At 65.7% G+C, this 23,858-nt stretch carries 19 protein-coding genes and 1 pseudogene; 10 read left to right on the forward strand and 10 right to left on the reverse strand.

Features of this window, described 5'->3' with window-relative positions; translation table 11 throughout:
- A pseudogene (locus B2W55_RS18165) lies at positions 1-210 on the reverse strand (hypothetical protein); the annotation flags it as partial.
- Between the two features lie 222 nt (positions 211-432).
- Positions 433-1,164 (reverse strand): uroporphyrinogen-III synthase, encoded by a 732-nt coding sequence (locus B2W55_RS18170; protein WP_024583143.1) that lies wholly within the window; start codon positions 1,162-1,164, stop codon positions 433-435.
- Positions 1,165-1,338: 174 nt separating this feature from the next.
- Between B2W55_RS18170 and tsaD the strand changes: the two genes are divergently transcribed.
- The 4 genes from tsaD to B2W55_RS18190 all read left to right on the forward strand — a co-directional run bounded on the left by tsaD (position 1,339) and on the right by B2W55_RS18190 (position 5,151).
- The gene (gene tsaD, locus B2W55_RS18175) at positions 1,339-2,412 is read left to right on the forward strand and encodes a tRNA (adenosine(37)-N6)-threonylcarbamoyltransferase complex transferase subunit TsaD (RefSeq protein WP_024583142.1); all 1,074 of its coding nucleotides are present in this window, start codon (positions 1,339-1,341) and stop codon (positions 2,410-2,412) included.
- Positions 2,413-2,425: 13 nt separating this feature from the next.
- Positions 2,426-3,406 (forward strand): NAD(P)H-dependent glycerol-3-phosphate dehydrogenase, encoded by a 981-nt coding sequence (locus tag B2W55_RS18180; RefSeq protein ID WP_024583141.1) that lies wholly within the window; start codon positions 2,426-2,428, stop codon positions 3,404-3,406.
- A gap of 114 nt (positions 3,407-3,520) precedes the next feature.
- Positions 3,521-4,648: an alpha/beta hydrolase gene (locus B2W55_RS18185; RefSeq protein WP_024583140.1), complete on the forward strand. Its 1,128-nt coding sequence runs from the start codon at positions 3,521-3,523 to the stop codon at positions 4,646-4,648.
- Positions 4,649-4,737: 89 nt separating this feature from the next.
- Positions 4,738-5,151 carry an EVE domain-containing protein gene (locus tag B2W55_RS18190; protein WP_024583139.1) on the forward strand — a complete coding sequence of 138 codons (414 nt, stop codon included), beginning with the start codon at positions 4,738-4,740 and terminating at the stop codon, positions 5,149-5,151.
- A gap of 50 nt (positions 5,152-5,201) precedes the next feature.
- Here the strand turns inward: B2W55_RS18190 and B2W55_RS18195 are convergent, their stop codons facing one another.
- Together B2W55_RS18195 and B2W55_RS18200 are read right to left on the reverse strand one after the other, a co-directional pair.
- Positions 5,202-6,377 carry a DNA topoisomerase IB gene (locus B2W55_RS18195; protein ID WP_024583138.1) on the reverse strand — a complete coding sequence of 392 codons (1,176 nt, stop codon included), beginning with the start codon at positions 6,375-6,377 and terminating at the stop codon, positions 5,202-5,204.
- A gap of 278 nt (positions 6,378-6,655) precedes the next feature.
- On the reverse strand, positions 6,656-7,168 hold the full coding sequence (locus B2W55_RS18200; RefSeq protein WP_157817080.1) for a DUF2059 domain-containing protein: 513 nt from the start codon (positions 7,166-7,168) through the stop codon (positions 6,656-6,658).
- Between the two features lie 213 nt (positions 7,169-7,381).
- On the opposite strand from B2W55_RS18200, the gene acs reads away from it, so the two are divergent.
- Both acs and B2W55_RS18210 read left to right on the forward strand, forming a co-directional pair.
- Positions 7,382-9,322, forward strand: a complete 1,941-nt coding sequence (acs, locus tag B2W55_RS18205; protein WP_029879663.1) for an acetate--CoA ligase — start codon at positions 7,382-7,384, stop codon at positions 9,320-9,322.
- Between the two features lie 375 nt (positions 9,323-9,697).
- The gene (locus B2W55_RS18210; RefSeq protein WP_024583136.1) at positions 9,698-10,213 is read left to right on the forward strand and encodes a L,D-transpeptidase; all 516 of its coding nucleotides are present in this window, start codon (positions 9,698-9,700) and stop codon (positions 10,211-10,213) included.
- 85 nt (positions 10,214-10,298) lie between these two features.
- Here the strand turns inward: B2W55_RS18210 and B2W55_RS18215 are convergent, their stop codons facing one another.
- The 5 genes from B2W55_RS18215 to B2W55_RS18235 all read right to left on the reverse strand — a co-directional run bounded on the left by B2W55_RS18215 (position 10,299) and on the right by B2W55_RS18235 (position 15,126).
- Positions 10,299-10,487: a hypothetical protein gene (locus tag B2W55_RS18215; RefSeq protein ID WP_024583135.1), complete on the reverse strand. Its 189-nt coding sequence runs from the start codon at positions 10,485-10,487 to the stop codon at positions 10,299-10,301.
- Positions 10,484-11,671 carry a PepSY-associated TM helix domain-containing protein gene (locus tag B2W55_RS18220; RefSeq protein WP_024583134.1) on the reverse strand — a complete coding sequence of 396 codons (1,188 nt, stop codon included), beginning with the start codon at positions 11,669-11,671 and terminating at the stop codon, positions 10,484-10,486. The genes B2W55_RS18215 and B2W55_RS18220 overlap by 4 nt, the downstream gene beginning before the upstream one ends.
- A 19-nt stretch (positions 11,672-11,690) precedes the next feature.
- A complete protein-coding gene (locus B2W55_RS18225; protein ID WP_024583133.1) occupies positions 11,691-14,000 on the reverse strand; it encodes a TonB-dependent siderophore receptor in 2,310 nt (769 codons plus the stop codon).
- A 231-nt stretch (positions 14,001-14,231) separates the two neighbouring features.
- The gene (locus tag B2W55_RS18230; protein ID WP_035636530.1) at positions 14,232-14,741 is read right to left on the reverse strand and encodes a thermonuclease family protein; all 510 of its coding nucleotides are present in this window, start codon (positions 14,739-14,741) and stop codon (positions 14,232-14,234) included.
- A gap of 151 nt (positions 14,742-14,892) precedes the next feature.
- The gene (locus tag B2W55_RS18235) at positions 14,893-15,126 is read right to left on the reverse strand and encodes a DUF1674 domain-containing protein (protein ID WP_024583131.1); all 234 of its coding nucleotides are present in this window, start codon (positions 15,124-15,126) and stop codon (positions 14,893-14,895) included.
- A 186-nt stretch (positions 15,127-15,312) separates the two neighbouring features.
- Here B2W55_RS18235 and B2W55_RS18240 point away from each other — a divergent pair, with 186 nt between their 5' ends.
- The 3 genes from B2W55_RS18240 (at position 15,313) to purH (ending at position 20,361) form a co-directional block, all read left to right on the forward strand.
- Positions 15,313-16,659, forward strand: coding sequence for an RsmB/NOP family class I SAM-dependent RNA methyltransferase (locus B2W55_RS18240; protein ID WP_024583130.1), 1,347 nt, complete (start codon positions 15,313-15,315; stop codon positions 16,657-16,659).
- Between the two features lie 138 nt (positions 16,660-16,797).
- On the forward strand, positions 16,798-18,549 hold the full coding sequence (locus B2W55_RS18245; protein ID WP_024583129.1) for a heparinase II/III family protein: 1,752 nt from the start codon (positions 16,798-16,800) through the stop codon (positions 18,547-18,549).
- A gap of 219 nt (positions 18,550-18,768) precedes the next feature.
- The gene (gene purH, locus B2W55_RS18250; RefSeq protein WP_024583128.1) at positions 18,769-20,361 is read left to right on the forward strand and encodes a bifunctional phosphoribosylaminoimidazolecarboxamide formyltransferase/IMP cyclohydrolase; all 1,593 of its coding nucleotides are present in this window, start codon (positions 18,769-18,771) and stop codon (positions 20,359-20,361) included.
- Between the two features lie 99 nt (positions 20,362-20,460).
- Here the strand turns inward: purH and B2W55_RS18255 are convergent, their stop codons facing one another.
- On the reverse strand, positions 20,461-21,831 hold the full coding sequence (locus tag B2W55_RS18255; protein WP_029879660.1) for an MFS transporter: 1,371 nt from the start codon (positions 21,829-21,831) through the stop codon (positions 20,461-20,463).
- A gap of 126 nt (positions 21,832-21,957) precedes the next feature.
- Between B2W55_RS18255 and ggt the strand changes: the two genes are divergently transcribed.
- Positions 21,958-23,709 (forward strand): gamma-glutamyltransferase, encoded by a 1,752-nt coding sequence (gene ggt / locus B2W55_RS18260; RefSeq protein WP_024583126.1) that lies wholly within the window; start codon positions 21,958-21,960, stop codon positions 23,707-23,709.
- The last annotated feature ends 149 nt before the right edge of the window (positions 23,710-23,858 follow it).

Raw genomic sequence — 23,858 nt, forward strand, 5'->3', positions numbered from 1 at the left:
CGGCTCCGCTTCGGGCGGCGCCACGCCCGGCGATGCCTCGCTGGCTTCCGTTGCGGATTCCTTTGCAGCTTCCCTGGCGGCTTCCGCGGTCTCCTCCGCCTTTGGCGGTTCGCTCGAGACCTCGGTCGCCTGAAGATCGATGGTCGGCGGCGCGCGCTTGGGCCGGGAATCCGGCGAAGGTCCTGGGTCGTCGGGCCTTTCTTCAGCCATCGCGGGGGTCCTCAAAACTACTGGCCGCACATCCTAGAGCATGATCCGATCCGATTGAATCGGATCGTGGCCCTATCTTTTTGTTTGGTCGCGTTTGCTTAACGCGAACCGGGCTCCGTTTCGCTTGAAAGTCCATCGTCGGATACGGCCCGAATGCTTAGAGCATGATCCGGAACGGCGGGCATTGCCTAACATCCTGTTCGGACCAAAGAATTATGCCGGTCACGGCCGCAAGGCGCGGCCAAGCGCCTCCAGCAGGGCGGTTTCGTCCGGCCGCGCCGCGACCACGACCTTGGTGGCACCTGCGTCATGCAGCACCGCGGCGACGGCCGCCGAAATGCAGCATTGCGGCACGGCGAGCGCCGAAATCTCGATCCCGTCGGCCCGGACCGTCTCCAGGAACGCCTGCGCGCTGCGGCGGGAATAATGCAGCACCGCGCTGATCCGGTTCGCCATGAAGGCCTCGCTGGCCTGCCTTGGCAGGGCGGCCACCGGCGCCATCCGGTAAGTGGTGTGGGTGACGACGGTGAGCCCGTGCGTTCCGAGCTCGCCGGCGAGATCGCGCGAGAGGTCGGCGCCGGCGAGATACAGCAACGTCGCCGACGCCGTCAGTTTACCGGCCTTGACCTGCGCCAGCACGAGATCGCGCAAGCTCACCGCGTCGCCCTTGGCCACGATCACGCGGTCGAAGCCGGCGGCGCGCGCCGCATCGGCGGTATGCGCCCCGACCGCAAACAGCGGCAGCGGCAACAGCCGGCTGGCGGTGAGATCAAGCGACCGCAGCGCATTGGCGCTGGTCAGGATGACGCCGTCATAATCCGCATCGGCATCGTCATGGAACGGCAGCGGCTCGAAACGCAGCAGCGGTGCCGACAGGGCCTCGAAGCCCCGGTCCCGCAGCGTCGCGACCGTGGTGTCATTGTCCGGATGCGGTCGTGTGACAAGGATGGTCACGGGGTCAGGCCTCCCGCCTTGCGAATTGGAGCTTGCCGACCGATTGCACTTCAAGACCTCGCAATGCTACCCCGGAGGGAACATCTGGATGAACATGATCTTGCCGGAAACCGGTTCCGGCCCGTCTGGATCATGCTGGTAGCACAAGGGCCGAAATTGGGACACGAACCGCCGATGCTGGTGTTGGGAATCGAGACCACCTGCGATGAAACCGCAGCCGCCGTGGTCGAGCGCCAGGCTGACGGGCAGGGCAAGATCCTCTCCAACATCGTGCGCTCGCAGACCGAAGAACATGCCCGCTTCGGCGGCGTGGTGCCGGAGATCGCGGCGCGCGCCCATGTCGACCTGCTCGATGGCATCGTCGCTTCGGCGATGACGGAAGCCGGCGTCGGCTATGGACAATTGTCGGCGGTCGCGGCCGCCGCCGGACCCGGCCTGATCGGCGGCGTCATCGTCGGTCTCACCACCGCGAAGGCGGTCGCGATGGTGCATGACACGCCGCTGATCGCCGTGAACCATCTCGAGGCGCACGCGCTGACGCCGCGGCTGACCTGCGCGCTGGCGTTTCCCTATTGCCTGTTCCTGGCCTCGGGCGGCCACACCCAGATCGTCGCCGTGGTCGGCGTCGGCGAATATGTGCGGCTCGGCACCACGGTCGACGACGCGATGGGCGAGGCGTTCGACAAGGTGGCGAAGATGCTGTCGCTGCCCTATCCAGGCGGACCGCAGGTCGAGCGCGCGGCCGCCGGCGGCGACCCGACGCGGTTTGCCTTTCCGCGCCCGATGCTCGGCCGGCCCGATGCGAATTTCTCGCTGTCGGGGTTGAAGACCGCGGTGCGCAATGAGGCGAGCCGGCTGGAGCCATTGGAGCCGCAGGACATCAGCGACCTCTGCGCCAGCTTCCAGGCCGCGGTGCTGGACGCAACCGCGGATCGCCTCAGCGTCGGCCTCAGGCTGTTTCAGGAGCGGTTCGGCACGCCGCGCGCACTGGTCGCGGCCGGCGGCGTGGCCGCCAACCACGCCATCCGCAGCGCGTTGCAGGACGTCGCGGCGAAAGCCCAGACCACGCTGATCATCCCGCCGCCGGCGCTCTGCACCGACAATGGCGCGATGATCGCCTGGGCCGGCGCCGAACGGATGGCGCTCGGCCTCACCGACACGATGGAAGCACCGCCACGCGCACGCTGGTTGCTCGACGCCAATGCCAAGGCGCCAGCCGGCCACGCCAACAGCCGCGCCGGATATTGAACCGAGGGATACGATGCCCGCGCATGCATCAGTCAGCGTGATCGGGGCCGGCGCCTGGGGCACGGCCTTGGCCGACGTCGCGGCGCGCGCCGGGCGCAAGGTGACGCTGTATGCGCGCAATGCCGAGCATGCCGCGCAAATCCAGGCGACCCGGGTCAATCCGCGGCTCGCCGGCGTCCAGCTTCATCCCGACATTGCCGTGACGCCGGATATCGCCGCAGCCGCGCGCGCCGACATCATCCTCGCGGTCACCCCGGCGCAGCATCTGCGCGCGGCGGTCGGGCATCTTGCGCCGCATCTCAAGCCTGACACGCCGGTGATCGCCTGCGCCAAGGGCATCGAGCACGGCACGCACAAATTCATGACCGAGGTGATCGCCGAGGCCGCGCCACGCGCCGTGCCCGCGATCCTGTCGGGACCGAGCTTTGCCGACGACGTCGCGCGCGGCTTGCCGACCGCCGTGACGCTGGCCACCAAGGACGAGGCACTGGCGCGCGTGCTGGTGCAATCACTCGGCTCGGCAACGTTTCGGCCCTATCACACCACAGACGTGCGCGGCGTCGAGATCGGCGGCGCGGCCAAGAACGTGCTGGCGATCGCCGCCGGCATCGTGGTCGGCAAGAAGCTCGGCGCCTCCGCGCTCGCCGCACTGACCACGCGCGGCTTCAGCGAGCTCGCCCGGTTGGGCCGCGCCTGCGGCGCACGCACCGAGACCCTGGCCGGCCTGTCGGGATTGGGCGATCTGCTGCTCAGCTGCTCGACCGCGCAATCGCGCAATTTCGCGCTCGGCCTCGCGCTCGGGCGCGGCGAGGCGGCGCCGGTCGGCAAGCTCGCCGAGGGTGCGTTCACCGCGCCGGTGCTATGTGAACTCGCCGCCGCGCAGAAGGTCGACATGCCGGTGTCGAACGCGGTCGCGGCAATCCTCGCCAACCGGCTGACCATCGATGCCGCGATCGAAGGCTTGCTGACGCGGCCGTTCAAATCGGAAGGATGATCGTGAGCATGTGTTGCAGGCTGCCCTTCACGGCCTGAACCCGCCGTATTAGCGTGGCTTTGAGCCGTCGGATCCCGGTCTGACCATCGCGCAACGGATCCCAAGGAAAAGACCATGCGTCAACCGCATCGCGCCGTCGTTTCGATCAGCCTTGTTTCGATCAGCCTGGCCTTCGCCCTCGCCCTCTCCGCCAGCGCCGCTCGCGCTCAAACCGCAGCCTCATACGACGAACTCGCCAAGAGCGAGGCCGCCGCGAACGCCGACAACGGCAAGCGTGTCGCGCCGCCCAAATCGATCGGCAATCCCTCCGCCGACGTCTCGCCCGAGATGCAGGCGATGATCGGCGCGCCCTATCCGCCGCACTTCAACGCCGATCCGAAAACGCCGGCGGAGTGGAAGGAGCTGATCGATCGCCGTGCCAAGCTCCTGATCGACGGCATTCCAACGCTGAAGGCGAAGCTCGGCGTCAAGGTCGAGGAAACCAGGATTGCCGGCGTGCATTGCTACATCGTGACGCCGAACAAGATCGCGCTGGAGAACCGGCGGCGCCTGCTGATCCACGTCCATGGCGGCGGCTACGTGTTCGGCCCCGGCGAGGCGGCGCTCCCGGAAGCCATCATGATGGCCGGCTTCGGCGGCTTCAAGGTGATCTCGGTCGACTACCGGATGCCGCCGGACTTCCCCTATCCCGCCGCGCTGGACGACGCGATGGCGGTCTACAAGCAGGTCCTGAAATCGCATGAACGCCATCGGCTGGCGATCTTCGGCACCTCGACGGGCGGCGCCATGACGCTTGCGATGGTGTTGCGGGCCAAGGATGAGAAGCTGCCGCTGCCCGCCGCCATCGCACCGGGCACGCCATGGTCCGACATCGACAAGATCGGCGACAGCTACGCCAGCAACGAATGGGTCGACAATGTGCTGGTGACCTGGGACGGCTGGCTCGGCCGCGCCGCAAAGCTCTATGCCAACGGCACCAGCCTGAAGAATCCCTACATCTCCCCGATCTACGGCGACTTCAAGGGCTTTCCGCCGACCATCCTGACATCGGGCACCCGCGACCTGTTCCTCAGCAACACGGTGCGCACGCATCGCAAGCTGCGCCGCGCCGGTGTGATCGCCGATCTCAATGTCTATGAGGGGCAATCCCACGCGCAGTACCAGATGAACATCGATGCGCCCGAGACCAGGGAGGCGTTCACCGACATCGCCAACTTCTTCGATCATTACCTGAAGCAATGAACATGACGCTGGATACCTGCGCTTGTCGCGGGCATTCGCGTGCCTATAGATTGCCGCACAATCGACGTTCGAGAACGGGGTGAGTTGCGATGAATTACTGGCTGGTGAAATCCGAACCGTCGGTCTGGTCGTGGGACCAGCAGGTCGCCAAGGCCGCGAAGGGCGAGGCCTGGACCGGCGTGCGCAACTTCACGGCGCGGCAGAACCTCGTCAACATGAAGAAGGGCGACAAGGCGTTCTTCTATCATTCGAACGAGGGCAAGGAGATCGTCGGCATCGCCGAGATCATCAAGGAAGCCTATCCGGATCCGACCGACAAGACCGGCAAGTTCGTCTGCGTCGACATCAAGGCCGACAAGCCGCTGAAGACGGCGGTGACGATGGCCGCGATCAAGGCCGACAAGAAGCTCGCCGACATGGCGCTGGTGAAATACTCGCGGCTCTCGGTGCAGCCGGTGACGGCGGAGGAGTGGAAATACGTCTGCAAGATGGGTGGGCTGTAGCGTCCCAATCTCAATCGTCTTCCCGGCGATGGAGGATGCGGCGACTAAGCCTAAGCCCCCGCCGCCATCACCACCTGCGCCAGTAGCTGCTCGCGCTTGCTCTGGGTGCGGTAGCCGCCCATCGTTGCGGCGAAGCGTTCGAGGATGCCGTCTTCGAACGCGGTCACGATGGTGTCGTGGACATAGCTCTTGCGGCAGATCGCCGGCGTGTTGGAGAGCTGGTCGGCGGCGGCGCGGATCGCGTCCAGCACTTGGCGCTTGCGGCCGCGCTGGCTGGCAGCCGGGGTGATCCGCGACAGCGATTCCACGACGACGGCCGACGCCATCAGGGTGCGGAAGTCCTTCAGCGAAATCTTGATGCCGGCGAGCTCGCGCAGGAACGCGTTGACCGCCGTGGTCGAGGCGGCGCGCACGACGCCGGAGCGATCGTAATACTGGAACATACGCTTGCCCGGGACGCCGCGCAGGATGCCGATCGCGCGCACCAGCTTGGCCGCGTCGCATTCCTTGCGCACGGCCTTGCCGCCCTTGGCCTTGAAGGTCAGCACCAAGCTGTCGTCTTCCAGCGTGACGTTGGATTTCAGCAGCGTGGTGGCGCCGCGGGTGCCGTTGAGGCGCGCATAGGATTCATTGCCGGGCCGGATCGCGGTGCGCGCGATCAGCTCGATCACCGCCGACAGCGCGAACTCGCGGGTCGGCTCGTCGCCGGACAGGAACGCCGAGACCTTGCGCCGGATCTTCGGCAGCGCGGCGACCAGCTTGCCCAGGCGATGTGCCTTGCGCTGCTCGCGGACCTTTTCCCAGTCGGCGTGGTAGCGGTATTGCAACCGGCCGGCCGCATCGAGCCCCACCGCCTGGAGATGCGTGTTCGGATCGGTGGAGTAACGGACCTGGCGATAGGCCGGCGGCATCGCCATCGCGTGCAGCCGGCGGATGGTACGGGCATCGCGGACGCGCGAGCCATTGGCGCGAACGAATGAATAGGTCTTGCCGCGCTTGATGCGCCGGATGGTCAGCTCGTTCTGATCGCCGAGCCGAAGCCCCAGGTCGCGCGCCAGATCCTCGACCGAGGTCTTGATGGCGACAGGCGCTTCAAATTTGAGCTTCGCCCGCGGCGATAACTTTGGCTGCGGCCGCTTGGGCCATTGGCCCAACGCCTTCGCCAGGGCGACAGCGGGATCGGCGGACATGGGCCGCACAGCCGCGATGTTCTGCTGATCCATCATCTCAGTTAGACGCCTTGTTCCGCTGTTCTCCCGGTAATGCCGTTGCTTCGGGCTTGGTTCCGGTGAGGCCGTCCGGCCTCGGAATGGCGATTTAGGGCGTCGGGACGGACATTGCGAGTCGCGAATCAGTTATGAGAGGTTTCTAATTACCTTTCATGGGTGCCATTCGCCGACTAACCTTGATTTCCGGCTGTCTGGCCGCCGCGAATGTGACGGGCGCCGAACCGTCATGAGCCGAGCGACCGGTATCCAGATGCAGTCAAATCCACGCCACCGCGTCAGAGGTCGTGACCCTTCTTGCGCAGTTCCTCGATAATCTTCTGCCGCAGGTCTGCGGCGACTGACGCGCCAAACCGCTGGCCCGCGACGAGCGACTGCTTGGTCAAGGCCGGTGTCTTTTCGAGCATTTTCTGGCCGAGCGGGCTTTTGTAGAAGGTGATCAAGTTGCGCAGATCGTCAGCCGTGAAGTTGTTGGCATAGACGACTGCCATGGCGTCCGACAATTCACTGTACCGCGCCTGGAAGCTGTCGAGTATGACCGGCGTCAGGGAATCGAAATCGCGGTCGACCCCGCTGCGCCCCTGGACGATCGCAGGCTTGAGGCTCTGCAGGATCGCCGGCATCAGCGCCTTGAACTGGTCGACAAGATGCATGGTGGTCACCAATTCCTTGGCCGCGGCCAGCGCCTCGGCAGAGGGCGCGGGTGCCGCCGTCTGCGCCGTGGCGAGCGGCGCCGAAAGCGACATCACTACGACCAAGAGACCAGTGACCCGGAGCAGGCGATGGCGCATAGGTTTCTCTCGTCGACGCGTTGCGGTAAGCCGTCCTATCACAAGCGGACGCCGGTGGACCATCCGGCGGCTTCGGCGCGACGAAAGTGACAGTCCTTTTTCCTTGCCGGCCCGGAATGCGGCAACGCATAATCGCGGCAATGATCAAGACGGCTTGAACTTAAAAGGCTTGCCGCCGCGTTGTTTGCGAACGGCAATGAGTGGAGGAAAGCGATGTCCGAGAAGATCTATGACGTGTCGGCCGACTGGGCCAAGCGTGCTTACGTCAACGACGCAAAATATCGCGAGATGTACGCGCACTCGGTCAAGGACCCCAACGGTTTCTGGGGCGAGCACGGCAAGCGGATCGACTGGATCAAGCCCTACACCAAGGTCGAGAACGTCTCCTACGCGCCCGGCAACATCTCGATCAAATGGTTCGAGGACGGCGAGCTGAACGTCGCCTGGAACTGCATCGACCGCCATCTGGAGACGCGCGGCGACCAGACCGCGATCATCTGGGAGGGCGACGACCCTTCCGAATCCAAGCACATCACCTACCGCGAGCTGCATGACGAAGTCTGCAAGATGGCCAACATCCTGCGCACCCGAAACGTCGGCAAGGGCGATCGCGTCACGATCTATCTACCGATGATTCCGGAAGCGGCCTACGCGATGCTGGCCTGCGCGCGGATCGGCGCGATCCACTCGGTGGTGTTCGGCGGCTTCTCGCCGGACAGCCTCGCCCAGCGCATCAAGGACTGCGATTCCAAGGTGGTGATAACGGCCGACGAAGGCCTGCGCGGCGGCAAGAAGGTGCCGCTGAAGGCCAATGTCGATGCGGCGATCGCCAAGACCGGCGGCGTCGACTGGGTCGTCGTGGTGAAGCGCACCGGCGGCAAGATCGAGATGAACCCGACGCGCGACCTCTGGTATCACGAGGCCGCCGAAATGGTGACGTCGGAGTGCCCGTGCGAGCCGATGAATGCGGAGGATCCGCTGTTCATCCTCTACACCTCGGGCTCGACCGGCACCCCGAAGGGCGTGCTGCACACCTCGGGCGGCTATCTGGTGTTCGCGTCGATGACGCACCAATACGTGTTCGACTATCATGACGGCGACATCTACTGGTGCACCGCCGACGTCGGCTGGGTCACCGGCCACAGCTACATCCTCTATGGACCGCTCGCCAACGGCGCGACCACGCTGATGTTCGAGGGCGTGCCGAACTACCCGGACAATTCGCGGTTCTGGAACGTGGTCGACAAGCACAAGGTCAACATCTTCTACACCGCGCCGACCGCGATCCGCGCGCTGATGCAGGGCGGCGACGAGCCGGTGAAGAAGACCTCGCGCAAATCGCTGCGCCTGCTCGGCTCGGTCGGCGAGCCGATCAATCCGGAAGCCTGGGAGTGGTACTACCGCGTGGTCGGCGACGACCGCTGCCCGATCGTCGACACCTGGTGGCAGACCGAGACCGGCGGCATCCTGATCACCCCGCTGCCGGGCGCGACCAAGCTGAAGCCGGGATCGGCGACGCGGCCGTTCTTCGGCGTGGTGCCCGAGATCGTCGACGCCGACGGCAAGACGCTGGACGGCGAGACCTCGGGCAATCTGTGCCTGACCAAATCCTGGCCGGGGCAGATGCGCACGGTCTATGGTGATCATGCGCGGTTCGAGCAGACCTATTTCTCGACCTACAAGAACAAGTACTTCACCGGCGACGGCTGCCGGCGCGATGCCGACGGCTACTACTGGATCACCGGCCGCGTCGACGACGTCATCAACGTCTCCGGCCATCGCATGGGCACCGCCGAGGTCGAGAGCTCGCTGGTCGCGCATGAGGCGGTGTCGGAAGCCGCCGTCGTCGGCTACCCGCACGACATCAAGGGCCAGGGCATCTACGCCTATGTCACGCTGATGAAGGGTACCGAGCCGACCGAGGCGCTGCGCAAGGAACTGGTCGCCTGGGTCCGCAAGGACATCGGCCCGATCGCCTCGCCGGATCTCATTCAATTCGCGCCCGGCCTGCCGAAGACCCGCTCCGGCAAGATCATGCGCCGCATCCTGCGCAAGATCGCCGAGGACGAGCCCTCCAGCCTCGGCGACACCTCGACGCTCGCCGATCCGGCCGTGGTCGATGACCTCGTGCAGAACCGGCAGAACAAGAAGTAATCCGGCAGCAGTAATATCGAGACATGAAGCAAGGGCCGCGCGCGATCATCGCCGCGGCCTTTCGCTTGTCTTGCTGCAATCCGGCGTCGGCCGCCCCTGAAGCGCCATGGGATTAGGCGCTTCACGGGATTGTCAGAGACGCGGCGGCATTGCGGCGCGTTTGTGGCCGGGTGTTGTTTTCAAGTCATTTACTTTGATCCCAAGTTTTCCTTCTCTCCCCGCCATCAGGACGTGTCTCGCGGCCGGTGTGAAACCGCCCGGTTAAGACACGCGGTTAACATTGCGTGCGTGAGACCGGCGGGCCCGGTTTTTTTCAGGGCTCTGCATCTTCGTTTTTGGCTCCCTCACGGGAGCTGTTGGGAAGTGGAGAGGTTGATGTCGATGAAGATTGCGGTGGCGTTGGCTGCCACCCTCGGAGCGAGCGTGTTGATGTCGCAGACGGCCGAAGCGCGGCCGGAAATCGTGGGACTTCACGCCGACAACTACACGCCGGGCACCATCGTGGTGAAGACCAACGAACGGCGGCTCTATCTCATCCTCGATTCCGGCCACGCGATGCGTTACCCGGTCGGCGTCGGCAAGTCCGGCAAGCAGTGGGCCGGCACCACCCGCATCGACGGCAAGTATCGCAACCCGGCCTGGTCGCCCCCCGCCGAGGTCAAGCGCGACAAGCCCAGCATCCCGAACGTGATCGCCGGCGGCTCGCCGCATAACCCGATGGGCGTCGCGGCGATGACGCTGGCCGGCGGCGAATACGCCATCCACGGCACCAACGTGCCGGGCTCGGTCGGCGGTTTCGTCTCCTACGGCTGCATCCGCATGCTGAACACCGACATCACCGATCTCTATTCGCGCGTCTCGGTCGGCACGACGGTCGTCGTCACCCGCTGACATCGGCCGAAGGTTTGACGCAACAACAGCCGCGCCGACATGCGCGGCTTCACGCAAACCGGGATCCACTTCGCTCGAAAGCGCTCTAGCCGTGGCGCAACCGGTGCAGGCAGGCCAGGATCACGACCAGCGGCACCGTCAGCAACGCCCAGGACAGCGGCAACCAGATGCCCTGCTGGCCGAGCAGCGCCGCGAACAAGCCCGCGATCGTGAGGCCGCCCAGCATCGTGGGCCAGCGCCAGATCTTGAGATACGAGCGGCGTTGCGAGCTCATTCCGCAGCTTCCGGCCGCAACGGCGCCACGTGACTTGCCATCAGTTCTTGTTCGGCTTCCGCGATCGGCGACCCACGCCGGGACAGCCAGAGATACAATCCGCTGACCAGCACGACGATGGTCACGAGATCGAGCAGGATCCAGATCACCTTGAGCGGCATGCCGCCATAGTCGCCGAAATGCAGCGGCCGCGACAGTTCGAGCGCCCGCAGATACCAGGGCATCCCGACCTCGCCGCCGAATTCGCCTGTGCGCCCATTGACCAGCGCGGGGCTGAACAGCCGTGACGTCAGCGGCTCCTTGCCCTTGGTCCACACCACATAATGATAGGGCGTGCCGAACGGCGAACCCGGGAATGCCATGCTGGTGGCGACCTTCCCGGGAAGCGCGGCCTTGACGGTATCGAGCGCTGCCTGCGGCGAACTCAACTCCGAGACATCATCGATGGGGCGTTCCTGTATCTTGGCGAGCATGGCTTTGACGTCGGTCTGCAGCCAAAGCCCGAACAGCGGCGTCGACAGTTCGTTGATCACGCCGGTGATACCGACCACCAGCATCCAGGCCAACGTGACGACGCCGAGCAGATTGTGCAGGTCGAGCCATTTGAGACGCCGCGATCGCCCGGTGCGCACCGTACCGAAATCCAGCCGCCGCATGAACGGGCTGTAGACCACGCCCCCTGACACCAGCGCGGCGACGAACAGCAGCGCCATCAGCCCCATGAAGAGTTCGCCGGACAGGCCAGCGAACAGGTCCCTGTGAAGCCGCAGCATCAGCGTGAGAAAACTCATCCCGTCCTGATCGAAGGGCTTGGACTGCTTGAGCACGGCTCCGGTATGCGCATCGAACCTGATCCAGTGCATGGCCTTGATGTTTGCCCGGACCGCGTCCCAGGACTGAGCCATGAACACGACGATCTTCGGCTCATCGTCATCGGAGAACATCGAGGTGATGATCTCGCCGGGATACATCTGCCGGCTGATGGAGGCGAGCTTGTCGAGGCTGACGTTCGGCGTATCGTCGGCGACCTTGGCATAGGGCAAGGCGTTGTCGAGCAAGTCCGACAGTTCGTCACGCAGCACCAACGGCAGGCCGGTCACGCAGATCACCAGCAGGAACAGCGTGCACACCAGGCTCGACCATTTGTGCACCCAGAACCATCGCCGCAGCGCCGCTCGAGTCATGACGTCAGCATCCCCGATTTCACCAACGATAGCGCAGCGTCGCGATCACGTTGCGGCGCAGACCATAGTAGCATCCGATATCCTGGCAAAAGGTCACATATGTCTTATCGAAGATGTTGGTCGCGTTGACCTGTAGCGAGTAGCCCTTGAACGGCCGGCCGAGGCCCGCGAGATCGTAGTGGATCGCGGCGTCGAACAAAGTCACGCCGGGTACGTAGAACGTGTTCGCGGTGTTGCCGGCCGACGGACCGATGTAGCGGACGCCGCCGGACAAGCCGAAGCCGTCGAGCGGGCCGCCATGGAAAGTATAGTCCGCCCAGGCGGCGGCCGAATTCATCGCGAAGCCGACCGGATGCTTGCCGAGCTGCGCCACCGTGTTGGTCTTGGTCACGATGTTGTCGAGATAGGTGTAGGAGGCGATCAGGCTGAGGTCGCGATTGACCTCCGTCTTGGCCTCGAGCTCGATGCCACGCGAGCGAATTTCTCCGGTCTGGACCCGCGCAGTCGGCCCGTGGCTCGGATCGGGATCCGGCGTCAGCACGTTCTGCTGCACCAGATTGTAGGCCGCGATGGTGTAGAGCGATTTCGCATTGGGCTGATATTTGATTCCGACTTCCTCTTGCTGCCCGGTGGTCGGCGCGAACGGATTGCCCGCGAAATCCGTGCCGGCGGTCGGCTGGAACGATTCGGTGTACTGAATATAGGGGGCGATGCCGTTGTCGAACTTGTAGAGCAGGGCGCCGCGCTTGGTCGTCGCGGTGTCGGACTTTGGCGCGATCGCGGTGAGGTTGGTTGCATAGGTCAGGGTCTCGGTGCGAGATGTCGCGAGATCTTCGCGCACGCCGAGCAGCGCCACGAAGCGATCGAACTTGATCTGATCCTGCAAATAGCCCCCGAGCTGGTCGATGGTCTGTCGGACGTTGGTCGTGCTCGGCACCGGTCCGATCGGAACGCCGTAGACCGGATTGAGCGCGTTGATCGAGGGCACCACGGCAAGGCTGCCGTTGAGCCGCTTGTCGGTGGCGTTCATGTAGTCGATGCCGGCAAGCACGGTGTGCTGGAACGGGCCGGTGTTGAAATTTGCCTCGGCCTGGTTGTCGACGGTGAAGGAGCGAATGTTCTCCTGGGTCGTGTACGCGCCGCGTGTCATGTTGGTTGGATCGGTGCCCGGGTTCGGCGACACCACGGCAAAGTCGGTATCGAGGTCCGAATAGCGCAAATTTTGCCGGACCTTCAGGTTGTTGCCGAAACTATGCTCGAACAGATAGCCGACCGCGCCCAGGGTGCGGTCGGTCTTGTCGAAATTCGGCTCACCGGAATAGAAGCCCGTTGGGATGTACTGGCCCTTGTAGGGCGTGATGGTGCCGATGCCGAGCGGCAGCAGCTGATTGTAGAATCCGGCCTTCGGGTCGCGTTGATAGGTGCCGAGCACCGTCAGCGTGGTGTCGTTGTCAAGTCGCCATGTCAGCGACGGAGCGATCGAAACGCGCTCGTAGCCGGTATGATCGACCTGGCTGCCGACATCGAGGCCGGAGGCTGTGAAGCGATACAGGAACTCCTTGTTCTGGTCGATCGGGCCGGAAAGATCGACGCCGCCCTGGATGCGCCCATAGCTGCCGGTCGAAATGAACATCTCGTGCGTGGGGTCGAGCGTCGGCCGCTTGCTCACCATGTCGACGACGCCACCCGGCGAAGCCTGCCCGTAGAGGATCGACGCCGGACCGTGCAGCACCTCCACACGCTCCAGATTGAATGGTTCGACGATCGGATAGGCGAAGACGCCGAAATTGAGCAGCCGCAGCGAATCCAGATACTGGTCGGCGGCAAAGCCGCGAATGTAGACGGTATCGAATCGCGCGTCCGCGCCGGTCGGCTCGACCCGTACGCCCGGCGTATAGCGCACCGCTTGCGACACGCTCTGTGCGCCCTGCGCCTGGATTTGATCCTGCGTGACCACCGACACTGCGGCCGGTGTCTCGATCAGCGCCGCATCGGTCTTGGTACCTGTCCCGCTACGGGTCGCGACATAGCCGTCGACATGGCCCCAGCCCGTTTCACGTGGCCCGCTGGTACCGCCATTCGTCGACGGCATCGCGCGCGAAGCCGCGGCGGCGGCTGCCGTCCGCGCCGCAATCGCGCGCGAGCGGGTGGCCGATGCGGAGCGCGAACGGGCCGCCCGTTGCGTGCGCGTGGGCTTTTGCGCCGGCTGATCGACGACGACCGGGTCGAGCGGGATCACCCCACTCGCCGGAGCGGTGGCCGATTGCGCCGCCACACCCGCGATACCAACACCCAGCGCTGCCGTGCTCGCCGCACCCAGCAGCAACACGCGTCCGAAACCAATCCTGGAAATGCACACTGAAACTGCCCCAAACCACAAATGCCTGCACCCACAGGCAGTGATGTGGCCTAGCTCAGCGTTGCGCGGCTGGCTGCGGCAGGATGTTGGAAGGGATTGAAGAACACATCTTCACGCGCGAGAGGTTGCGACAACGGCGCGAAATACTCTTCCTTTTCGAATTCCAGATTAGGAAGCTTTGGCGAAGGTGGCGGCGATTGTTCAGCGCGCGAAGCTCCCGCACCAGCCGAAGCGGTGGCCGCCATTGTAGGCACGCGCATGACCGGCCGCGAGCATCGCAGCCGAGACATTGTCGGTCTTCCTCGTCGCCACGTCGGCGACGACGCGCCCCTGATACTTGTCCGGGCCGATATTGTAGATCGCGACATCGCCCTGGCCGAGCAGGTCGCGCAGCGCCACGGTCGCTGCCTGCGCCATTTGCAGCTCACGTTGACACGACGCCTTCAGCTCCGGCGCATCGATGCCGCGCAGCCGGACCCGTGTGGTGAGATCGGGGCCTGGCGCGAGATGCACCCGCGCCTCGAACGTGTCGCCGTCGATCGTCCTGATGACATCGACGGCATGGCGAGCATCGGGGGCGCCGGCCCGCTGCCGGATCATGTCGGCATCGCGCGACCGGCTCAACGACCAGTGCGACGGCAAAGGCACCCATTCAGGCGCCCATCGGCGGATCGGCAGCGTGCTGCCGACGGCGATGCCGAGAACGAACACCCATGGTAGCGCCGCCGAGACGCGGCGGCCCCAGGGTGAGCGGCGGAAGGGCGGACGTCCCGTCCCACGATAAGGATTTATTCTCTCATATGGGGACATATTCCCAGACTGGCCTGAGTCGAGACGTCAGGCAAGACGCACCAAACAGCTCTCAGAAATCCGAGGCGATGCCCTTGGTCTCCCAATCGCCGTAGCGTGTCGGTTCCGGCCCTTTCGGACCCTGGAATTCCTTCGGCCGCGCCGCCGCATTCTGCGCGGCGAGCTCCTCGGCCGCCTTGCGCCGCGCCTCGGCCTCGGCAAGCGCGCGCTGCGCGGCCGGTGTCAGCGGCTTGCGCGGCGCGGGTTCCCTTGCGGATTCCTTTGGCGATGGCGATTTCTCAGACATGGCTGGCTTTCTCGGCAAACTTTCTGCCTGCGCGTTGCGTATCTCGATATCGGCTCAGTGACGGCATCACGATCGCAAAATCCCGCGGGTCGATTCTTACATTTGGCATATTCACATGCCAGTGGTGGTTTCGAGTTGATGGCATGAGCCGATTGTAACTCAGCACCTTCGAGATATCTCCGCTTCATGCCTCCTTCAAGATTTGCAGTTCCTGCCGAAGTCCCCGGTCTCGCGGCGCGCCGGATCGCAGCCGACATCCTCGATGGCGTGCTGCACAAGCACCGTACCCTCGACGATCAACTCGACGGCGCCGGCGCGCATCCCGGCCTGAAATCGCTCGCCGATCGCGACCGCGCGCTGATGCGCCGGCTGGTGTCGACCATCCTGCGCAAGCTCGGCACGCTCGGCCACCTGCTGTCGCGCCTGCTCGACCGCGGCATCCCGACCGATGCGCCGCGGGCGCAGAGCGCGCTCCTGATCGGCGCCGCGCAGATCCTCTGGATGGACGTGCCCGATCACGCCGCGGTCGATCTGTCGGTGCGGCTGGTGCAGTCGGACCGGCGCGCGGCGAAATATGCCGGGCTCGTCAACGCGGTGCTGCGGCGCTGCGCACGCGAGGGCCAGGGACTGATCGAGGAGATCAGCACACAGACGCTGGATCTGCCGCCATGGCTGCTGGCGCGCTGGAATTCGTTCTACGGCGAAGCCACCGCGCGCGAGATGGCGCTCGCGCTCGGCCATGAGCCGTCGCTCGACCTCACGGTGAAGTCGGACGCCGTGCAATGGGCAAGCCGTCTGCACGGCGAGACATTGCCGACCGGAACCGTGCGCACGCTGCTCCAGGGTTCCGTCACGATGCTGCCGGGCTTCGCGGAAGGCCAATGGTGGGTGCAGGACGCCGCCGCAGCACTTCCGGTGCGCCTGTTCGGCGACATCAAGGACAAGAAGGTCGCGGACCTCTGCGCCGCGCCGGGCGGCAAGACCGCCCAGCTCGCGCTGGCGGGCGCGCAGGTCACCGCGGTCGACCGCTCGCCGGCCCGCGTCGCACGGCTGCGCGACAACCTCACCCGGCTGGCCCTACAGGCCGAGACGGTGGTCGCCGACGCCGCCGAATGGCCGGCGGAGGCGGCCAGCTTCGACGGTATTCTGGTCGATGCGCCCTGCACCTCGACCGGAACCATCCGCCGCCATCCCGACGTGGCCTGGCTGCGGCAGGAAGGCGACATCGCCGCGCTGTCGGCCCTCCAGAAGCGGCTGCTGCAAAAGGCCACCAGTCTTCTGAAGCCGGGCGGCACCCTGGTCTACTGCACCTGCTCGCTCGAGCCGGAGGAAGGCGAGCAGGCGATTGCCGCGCTGCTCGCGGGCGAATCAGGCCTGCGCCGTGCGCCGGTCGGGAACGACGAGGTCGCCGGCCTCGATGACATCATTACCGCCGACGGCGACCTGCGCACCCTGCCCAGCCATCTGCCCAATGCCGACCCGCGGCTGGGCGGCCTCGACGGATTTTACGCCGCCCGGCTGGTTAAGGCCTGAATTTAAACTTCGGTCTTCTACGCTCGAAGTGATTCGTGCGGTATCAAGAGGGTATGTCGCCCATCAAGAGGGTGCCTTGGCCGCGTTTCCGGATTAAAATAAGGATTCGTTGAAAATTCCCTCCCCGCAAGGTTAGGCGTGTCGGTCGCTCAAAGCAGACGCATCTCGACGCTGATTGCCGGCCGCTTCGCGCGCAGCATGATCGCACGCGCCAGCGGCAGCACCGTTGTGCTGTCGCGGCTGTGGCCCGGCCGCACCGACCGGCTGATCATCGCCCCGCACGACCTCAGGACCGCCGACGCCACCCGCGCCGCCGAGATCTATGCCGGGCGATTCGTGTTCGCCGGCAAGATCGTCACCTGCCATGGCCGCTCGATCTTCGATCTCGAGCCGCCGTCGGAGGATTGGGAAGCCGCCCTGCTCGGCTTCGGCTGGCTGCGCCATCTGCGCGCCGCCGACACCGCGCTGACCCGCGCCAACGCCCGCTCGCTGGTCGACGACTGGATTTCGAATCAGGCGCGCAAGCGGCCGCTGGAGCGCCGCGCCGACGTGCGGGCGCGCCGCGTGATCTCGCTGTTGTCGCAGGCGCCGCTGGTGCTCGGCGACACCGACGGCAAATTCTACCGCAAGTACCTGCGCGGGCTGGCGCGCGAGATCCGCTATCTGCGTTATTCCACGCTCGACAATGACGGCGTTCCGCGCCTCCAGGTGCTGATCGCGCTGTGCTACGCCTCGCTCTGCCTCGCCAACCAGGCGCGCAACATCAAGACCGCGACGCGCCGGCTGTCGGACGAATTGCAGCGCCAGATCCTGCCCGATGGCGGTCACATCTCGCGCAATCCCGGTGCGCTGGTCGAGCTGCTCAGCGATCTCCTGCCGCTGCGCCAGACCTTTGCTGCGCGCAATATCGCGCCGCCGCCGGCGCTGCTCAACGCCATCGACCGCATGATGCCGATGCTGCGCTTCTTCCGTCACGGCGATGGCAGCTTCGCGCTGTTCAACGGCATGTCGACCGCGCCGTCCGATCTGGTGGCGACGCTGCTCGCCTATGACGACACCCGCGGCGTGCCGATGGCGAGCATGCCGCATACCGGCTTCCAGCGCCTTGATGCCGGCAACACCGCCCTGATCATCGACACCGGCCCGCCGCCGCCGCCCAGCGTCAGCCAGGACGCGCATGCCGGCTGCCTGTCGTTCGAGCTCTCCTCCGGCGTCAGCCGCATCGTGGTCAATTGCGGCATGCCTTCGACCGGCCGCGACAATTGGCGGCCGTTCGCGCGTTCCACCGCCGCGCATTCGACGCTGACCTATCACGACACCTCGTCGTGCCAGTTCGTCGAACTGTCGGCGATGAAGCGGCTGCTGCGCGGCGCGCCGATCACCAGCGGCCCTGCCAATGTCGAGAGTTACCGCGAAGCCGTCCCCGATGGCGACGTGCTCACCGCCTCGCATGACGGCTACCTGTCGCGCTTCGGCGTGATCCACCGCCGCGTGCTGATGATCTCCCAGGATGGCACCCGGCTCGAAGGCGAGGACTCGCTCGCACCGGCGCCGGGCGGCCGCATCAGGGGCAGCGAGGCCGATTTCGCGCTACGCTTCCATTTGCATCCGTCGGTGAAGGCCAGCCGGCTGTCCGACGCCCGCGGCGTGATGCTGGTGCTGCCCAACCGCGACGTCTGGACCTTCGAGGCGATGGACGACAAGGTCGATCTCGAGGACAGCGTGTTCCTGGCCGGCAATGACGGCCCGCGCCGCACCTCCCAGATCGTGATCCGGCAGGACGCAAGGCAGGCCGCCACCATCCGCTGGAGCTTCGTGCGCTCCTCGACCTCGGCCTCGGCCACCAACGCGCGCCGCAACGCCCGCCGCGAGCCGGAACTGCCGCTGTAGGTACCGCATCGCCTCCATCTCAGACCCGTCATCCTGAGGTGCGACTCTTGCGAGCCTCGAAGGATGCACGGCCCGGCTGGTGGCCGTCGACCCTTCGAGACGCGCTTTGCGCTCCTCAGGGTGACGGGGCTAATTTGCGAGGATTCGGCCCCCAAGACCGGTTTCGTAGCGCACAAAACCGTGCTACCCGGCTGCCTTAACAGCCAGGGATTTTCCGATATGACCGAACAGCTTCGCCGCGTGACCCGCGCTCTGTTGTCCGTTTCCGACAAGACCGGACTGATCGATTTCGCCAAGGCGCTGGCCGACCAGGGTGTCGAGCTGGTCTCGACCGGCGGCACCGCCAAGGCGATCGCGGCGGCCGGGCTGAAGGTGAAGGACGTCTCCGAACTCACCGGTTTCCCCGAGATGATGGACGGCCGGGTCAAGACGCTGCACCCGAAGGTGCACGGCGGCCTGCTCGCGATCCGCGACAACAAGGAGCATGCCGCGGCGATGGCCTCGCACGGCATCGCGCCGATCGATCTTCTGGTCGTCAATCTCTATCCGTTCGAAGCCACCGTCGACAAAGGCGCAGGGTTCGAGGAGTGCATCGAGAACATCGACATCGGCGGTCCGGCGATGATCCGCGCCGCCGCCAAGAACCATGACGACGTCGCGGTGGTGGTCGAGGCGAACGACTATCAGGCCGTGCTCGACGAGCTCGCCGCGCACAACGGCGCGACCTCGCTCCAGTTGCGCCGGCGGCTCGCCGCCAAGGCCTATGCGCGCACCGCGGCCTATGACGCCGCGATCTCGAACTGGTTTGCCGTGCAGCTCGACACCAAGGCGCCGGACTTCCGCGCCTTCGGCGGCAGGCTGATCCAGTCGCTGCGCTATGGCGAGAACCCGCACCAGAGCGCGGCGTTCTATGCCACGCCGGAGAAGCGGCCGGGCGTCGCCACCGCGCGGCAATTGCAGGGCAAGGAATTGTCCTACAACAACATCAACGACACCGACGCGGCTTACGAATGCGTCGGCGAGTTCGATCCGCAGCGCACCGCGGCCTGCGTCATCGTCAAGCACGCCAATCCCTGCGGCGTCGCCGAAGGTCCCGATCTCGCCACCGCCTACGCCCGCGCGCTGGCCTGCGATTCCACCTCGGCCTATGGCGGCATCATCGCGGTCAACCGCACGCTCGATGCTGATGCGGCGCGCGCGATCATCGGCATCTTCACCGAGGTGATCATCGCGCCCGATGCGACCGAGGAGGCGATTGCGATCATCGCCGGCCGGCGCAATCTGCGCCTGCTGCTCGCAGGCGGCCTGCCGAACCCGCGCGCGCTCGGCCTCACCGCCAAGACCGTCGCCGGCGGCCTCCTGGTGCAGGGCCGCGACAATGCCGTGGTCGAGGACATGAACCTGAAGGTCGCGACCAAGCGTGCGCCGACCGACGCCGAGCTGCGCGATCTCAAATTCGCCTTCCGGGTTGCAAAACACGTCAAGTCGAACACCATCATCTACGCCAAGGATCTCGCCACCGTCGGCATCGGCGCCGGCCAGATGAGCCGGGTCGATTCCGCCCGCATCGCCGCGCGCAAGGCGCTGGATGCGGCGGCCGAGCTGAAGCTCGCCGAGCCGCTGACCAAGGGTTCGGTGGTCGCCTCCGACGCGTTCTTCCCGTTCGCCGACGGCATGCTGGCCTGCATCGAGGCCGGCGCCACCGCGGTGATCCAGCCCGGCGGCTCGATGCGCGACGACGAGGTGATCAAGGCCGCTGACGAGCACGGCATCGCCATGGTGTTCACCGGCACCAGGCATTTCCGGCACTAACGTCATTCCGGGGCATCGCGCAGCGATGAGCCCGGAATCCATCGTGCAGCGGATGAATGGATTCCGGGCTCGCGCTTCGCGCGCCCCGGAATGACGGCGCTAGTTGCTTCTGACTCTCGCCAGCAGCGTCAGCCCGACCACAAAGAACGCCACCAGCACGGCCATGCCGGCCTTCTGGCTCGCGGTCGCCGCGGTGATCGTGCCGATCAAAAGCGGGCCGATGAACGACGTCACCTTTCCGGTCAGCGCGAACAGGCCAAAATACTGCGCGATGCGATCCCTGGGCGCGAGGCGGATCAGCAGCGAGCGCGAGGCTGCCTGCAATGGCGCGCCGGTGGCACCGATCAGGCAGCCCAGCACGATATAGGCGCGCTCGGCGGCGCCCGCGAACAGCGGACCACCTGGCACCGGCGGCGCGACCGGGATGAACAGGATGGAATCCTTGTTGACGGTGAGGATCACGACGATCGCAAACAGCAGGATCAAGAGACTGCCGGTGATCACGCGCTTCGGCCCGAACGCATCGTCGAGCTTGCCGCCGATCCAGCCGCCGAACGTCCCGGCGACCGCCAGAATGATACCGAAGGTGCCGATCCGGATCGTATCCCAGCCGAACGTGCCGGCAGCATAGATGCCGCCGAACGCGAACAGCGAGACCAGCCCGTCGGTGTAGATCATGTTTGCGAGCAGGAACCGCGCCAGCGATTTTTGCTTCGGCAGGCTCCGCAGTGATTCCCTGAGCTCGCGCAGGCCTTCGCCGAGCGCGGCACGGATCGGGCGCTTCGCCGGATAATCCGGCGTGAACAGGAACATCGGCGCCACGAAGATGATGAACCACAATCCGGTCAGCGGCCCGGTGATGCGATCACCCTCATGCGTGACAGGATCGAGCCCGAACAGCGGCGTGAAGCCGAACAGCGTCTTGCCGGTTTCGGCATTGGCGGCGAGGAAGCCGAGCACCAGCACGAGGCTCAGGATGCCACCGACATAGCCGGTGGCCCAGCCGGTGCCCGAGAGGCGTCCGATCCGATCCGGCGGCACCAGGGTCGGCATCATCGCATTGTTGAACACGGTCGCGAACTCGACGCCGACGCTGGCGATCGCATAGGCGAGCAACAGCATCGGGATGAGATCGGGATTGCCGGGCTTGCCGATCCACATCGCGCTCGAGCCGATCACCAGCAGCGCGCCGAAGCCCGCGATCCATGGCTTGCGCCGGCCGCTGGCATCGGCGATGGCGCCCAGCACCGGCGACAACAGCGCGATCGCAAGCCCCGCGGCCGCGGTGGCAAAGCCCCACAGCGCCTGGCCGCTCGCGGCGTCTGGCGCGACGAAGCTCGCGAAATAGGGCGCGAACACGAAGGTCGTGATCAGCGTGAAATAGGGCTGCGCGGCCCAATCGAAGAAGATCCAGCTGACGACCGCTGCGCGACCCGGATAGGCCTTCGCTTCACCGGTATCCGTCTGCATTGTTGCCGTCATCGCGAAAGATATTCCTTGAGCTCGACCACAGGCAGGCTTTTGCCGCTGCGATCCGTTCCCATATAGCATGAGCCGGTTTTGCTGATACGGCGACCAACAGGGCAGGACACTTCGATGGCGCTGACAGCAACGATGTCGCGACGGCTGTTTGCCGCTCTCCTGGCGATCGGCATCGCAACACCCGCCCTCGGCCAAGTCCAGGTCCAGCGCCGCGCCTACGAGCCGTCAGCCACTGACGCTGCCCGCAGCGTTCGCGCCGAAAACGGCATGGTGGTGGCACAGGAGAAACTCGCTGCGCGGGTCGGTGCCGACATCCTGCGGCAGGGTGGCAATGCCGTCGACGCCGCGGTCGCCACCGGCTTTGCGATGGCGGTGACCTATCCGCGCGCCGGCAATATCGGCGGTGGCGGCTTCATGGTGATCCACCTCGCCGACCGCAACGAGGATATCGCGATCGACTACCGCGAGACCGCGCCGCAGGCCGCCACCCGCGACATGTTCCTCAGTGCCGAGGGCAAGCCCGATCCCGACAAGTCGCGCAACTCCGCGCTTGCGATCGGCGTGCCCGGCACGGTCGCGGGCCTGACGCTGGCGCTTGAGAAATACGGCTCCGGCAAGTTCACGCTGGCGCAGATCCTCAAGCCCGCGATCGATCTCGCCCGCGACGGCTTCATCGTCACCGACGACACATCCGATACGTTGTCCGACATGTATCGCCGCATGTCGCGCTGGCCGAATTCGGCCAAGACGTTCTCACATGCCGACGGCACGCCGCTGCACGAGGGCGACCGCCTGGTCCAGGGCGACCTCGCCAGCGTTTTGACCGCGATCGCCGAACAGGGACCGCGCGGCTTCTACGAAGGCGCGGTCGCCGAAAAGCTCGTCAGCGGCATCAAGCAGGCCGGCGGCATCTTTACGCTTGCGGATCTGAAATCCTACCAGCCGGTGATCCGCACGCCGATCCGCGGCACCTATCGCGGCTATGACATCGTCGCGATGCCGCAGCCGTCCTCCGGCGGCGTCGTGCTGCTGGAGATCCTCAACATCCTCGAAGGCTTTCAGATGTCGGACATGAAGCAGGGCTCGGCCGCCTCGCTGCATGTGATGATCGAGGCGATGAAGCGGGCCTATGCCGACCGCGCCCGCTATCTCGGCGATCCTGCCTTCGTCGATGCGCCGACGCAATTGCTGGTCGACAAGGCCTATGCCGCCAGGCAACGCGCGACCATCGATCTTGCCCGCGCCACGCCCTGGATCGATGTGCGCAACGCGAAGCAACCGCATGAGGGCGACAACACCACGCATTACTCCGTGGTCGATGCCGGCGGCAACGCCGTCAGCAACACCTACACGCTGAACTTCCCCTATGGCGTCGGCCTCGTCGCCGACGGCACCGGCGTGTTGCTCAACAACGAGCTCGACGACTTCACCGCGGCGCCCGGCGCCTCCAACGCCTTCGGCCTGGTCGGCTTCGAGGCCAATCTGCCGGGGCCGGGCAAGCGCCCGTTGTCGTCGATGTCGCCGACCATCGTGCTGAAGGACGGCAAGCCGGTGCTGGTGACGGGATCGCCGGGCGGCAGCCGCATCATCTCGGCGGTGACGCAGATCATCGTCGACGTCATCGACTACAAGATGGACATCGCCGCCGCGGTCGCCGCGCCGCGCATCCACCATCAATGGCTGCCCGACGAGGTCCGCATCGAGCGCGGCTTTCCCGACGCAGTGCTCGCCGATCTGCGCGCCAAGGGGCACAAGCTCGTCGAGCCGCTCGGCTACTCCTCCGCGAACTCGATCGTGGTCACGACCAATGGTCTGCTCGGCGCGCCCGATCCGCGCACGCGTGGCTCGGAGGCCGCGGGATACTAGAATGCGATGGGATCGGGTTGAACTGGAGCGGCGGTCGAGGCTCACCTCTCCCTTGGGAGAGGTCGGCGCGTAGCGCCGGGTGAGGGGTTCTGCTCTCTCGTTGGAGCCGCAGGCCCTCACCCGATTTGCTGCGCAAATCGACCTCTCCC

This window comes from Bradyrhizobium sp. UBA2491, from assembly GCF_002341725.1.
GTDB lineage: Bacteria > Pseudomonadota > Alphaproteobacteria > Rhizobiales > Xanthobacteraceae > Bradyrhizobium.

Bases quoted from the DNA above. Each gene is read 5' to 3' on its own strand.
- tsaD (WP_024583142.1), top strand. From the start codon at position 1,339: ATGCTGGTGTTGGGAATCGAGACCACCTGCGATGAAACCGCAGCCGCC.
- B2W55_RS18180 (WP_024583141.1), top strand. From the start codon at position 2,426: ATGCCCGCGCATGCATCAGTCAGCGTGATCGGGGCCGGCGCCTGGGGC.
- B2W55_RS18185 (WP_024583140.1), top strand. From the start codon at position 3,521: ATGCGTCAACCGCATCGCGCCGTCGTTTCGATCAGCCTTGTTTCGATC.
- B2W55_RS18190 (WP_024583139.1), top strand. From the start codon at position 4,738: ATGAATTACTGGCTGGTGAAATCCGAACCGTCGGTCTGGTCGTGGGAC.
- B2W55_RS18195 (WP_024583138.1), bottom strand. From the start codon at position 6,377: ATGATGGATCAGCAGAACATCGCGGCTGTGCGGCCCATGTCCGCCGAT.
- B2W55_RS18200 (WP_157817080.1), bottom strand. From the start codon at position 7,168: ATGCGCCATCGCCTGCTCCGGGTCACTGGTCTCTTGGTCGTAGTGATG.
- acs (WP_029879663.1), top strand. From the start codon at position 7,382: ATGTCCGAGAAGATCTATGACGTGTCGGCCGACTGGGCCAAGCGTGCT.
- B2W55_RS18210 (WP_024583136.1), top strand. From the start codon at position 9,698: ATGTCGATGAAGATTGCGGTGGCGTTGGCTGCCACCCTCGGAGCGAGC.
- B2W55_RS18215 (WP_024583135.1), bottom strand. From the start codon at position 10,487: ATGAGCTCGCAACGCCGCTCGTATCTCAAGATCTGGCGCTGGCCCACG.
- B2W55_RS18220 (WP_024583134.1), bottom strand. From the start codon at position 11,671: ATGACTCGAGCGGCGCTGCGGCGATGGTTCTGGGTGCACAAATGGTCG.
- B2W55_RS18235 (WP_024583131.1), bottom strand. From the start codon at position 15,126: ATGTCTGAGAAATCGCCATCGCCAAAGGAATCCGCAAGGGAACCCGCG.
- B2W55_RS18240 (WP_024583130.1), top strand. From the start codon at position 15,313: ATGCCTCCTTCAAGATTTGCAGTTCCTGCCGAAGTCCCCGGTCTCGCG.
- purH (WP_024583128.1), top strand. From the start codon at position 18,769: ATGACCGAACAGCTTCGCCGCGTGACCCGCGCTCTGTTGTCCGTTTCC.
- B2W55_RS18255 (WP_029879660.1), bottom strand. From the start codon at position 21,831: ATGCAGACGGATACCGGTGAAGCGAAGGCCTATCCGGGTCGCGCAGCG.
- ggt (WP_024583126.1), top strand. From the start codon at position 21,958: ATGGCGCTGACAGCAACGATGTCGCGACGGCTGTTTGCCGCTCTCCTG.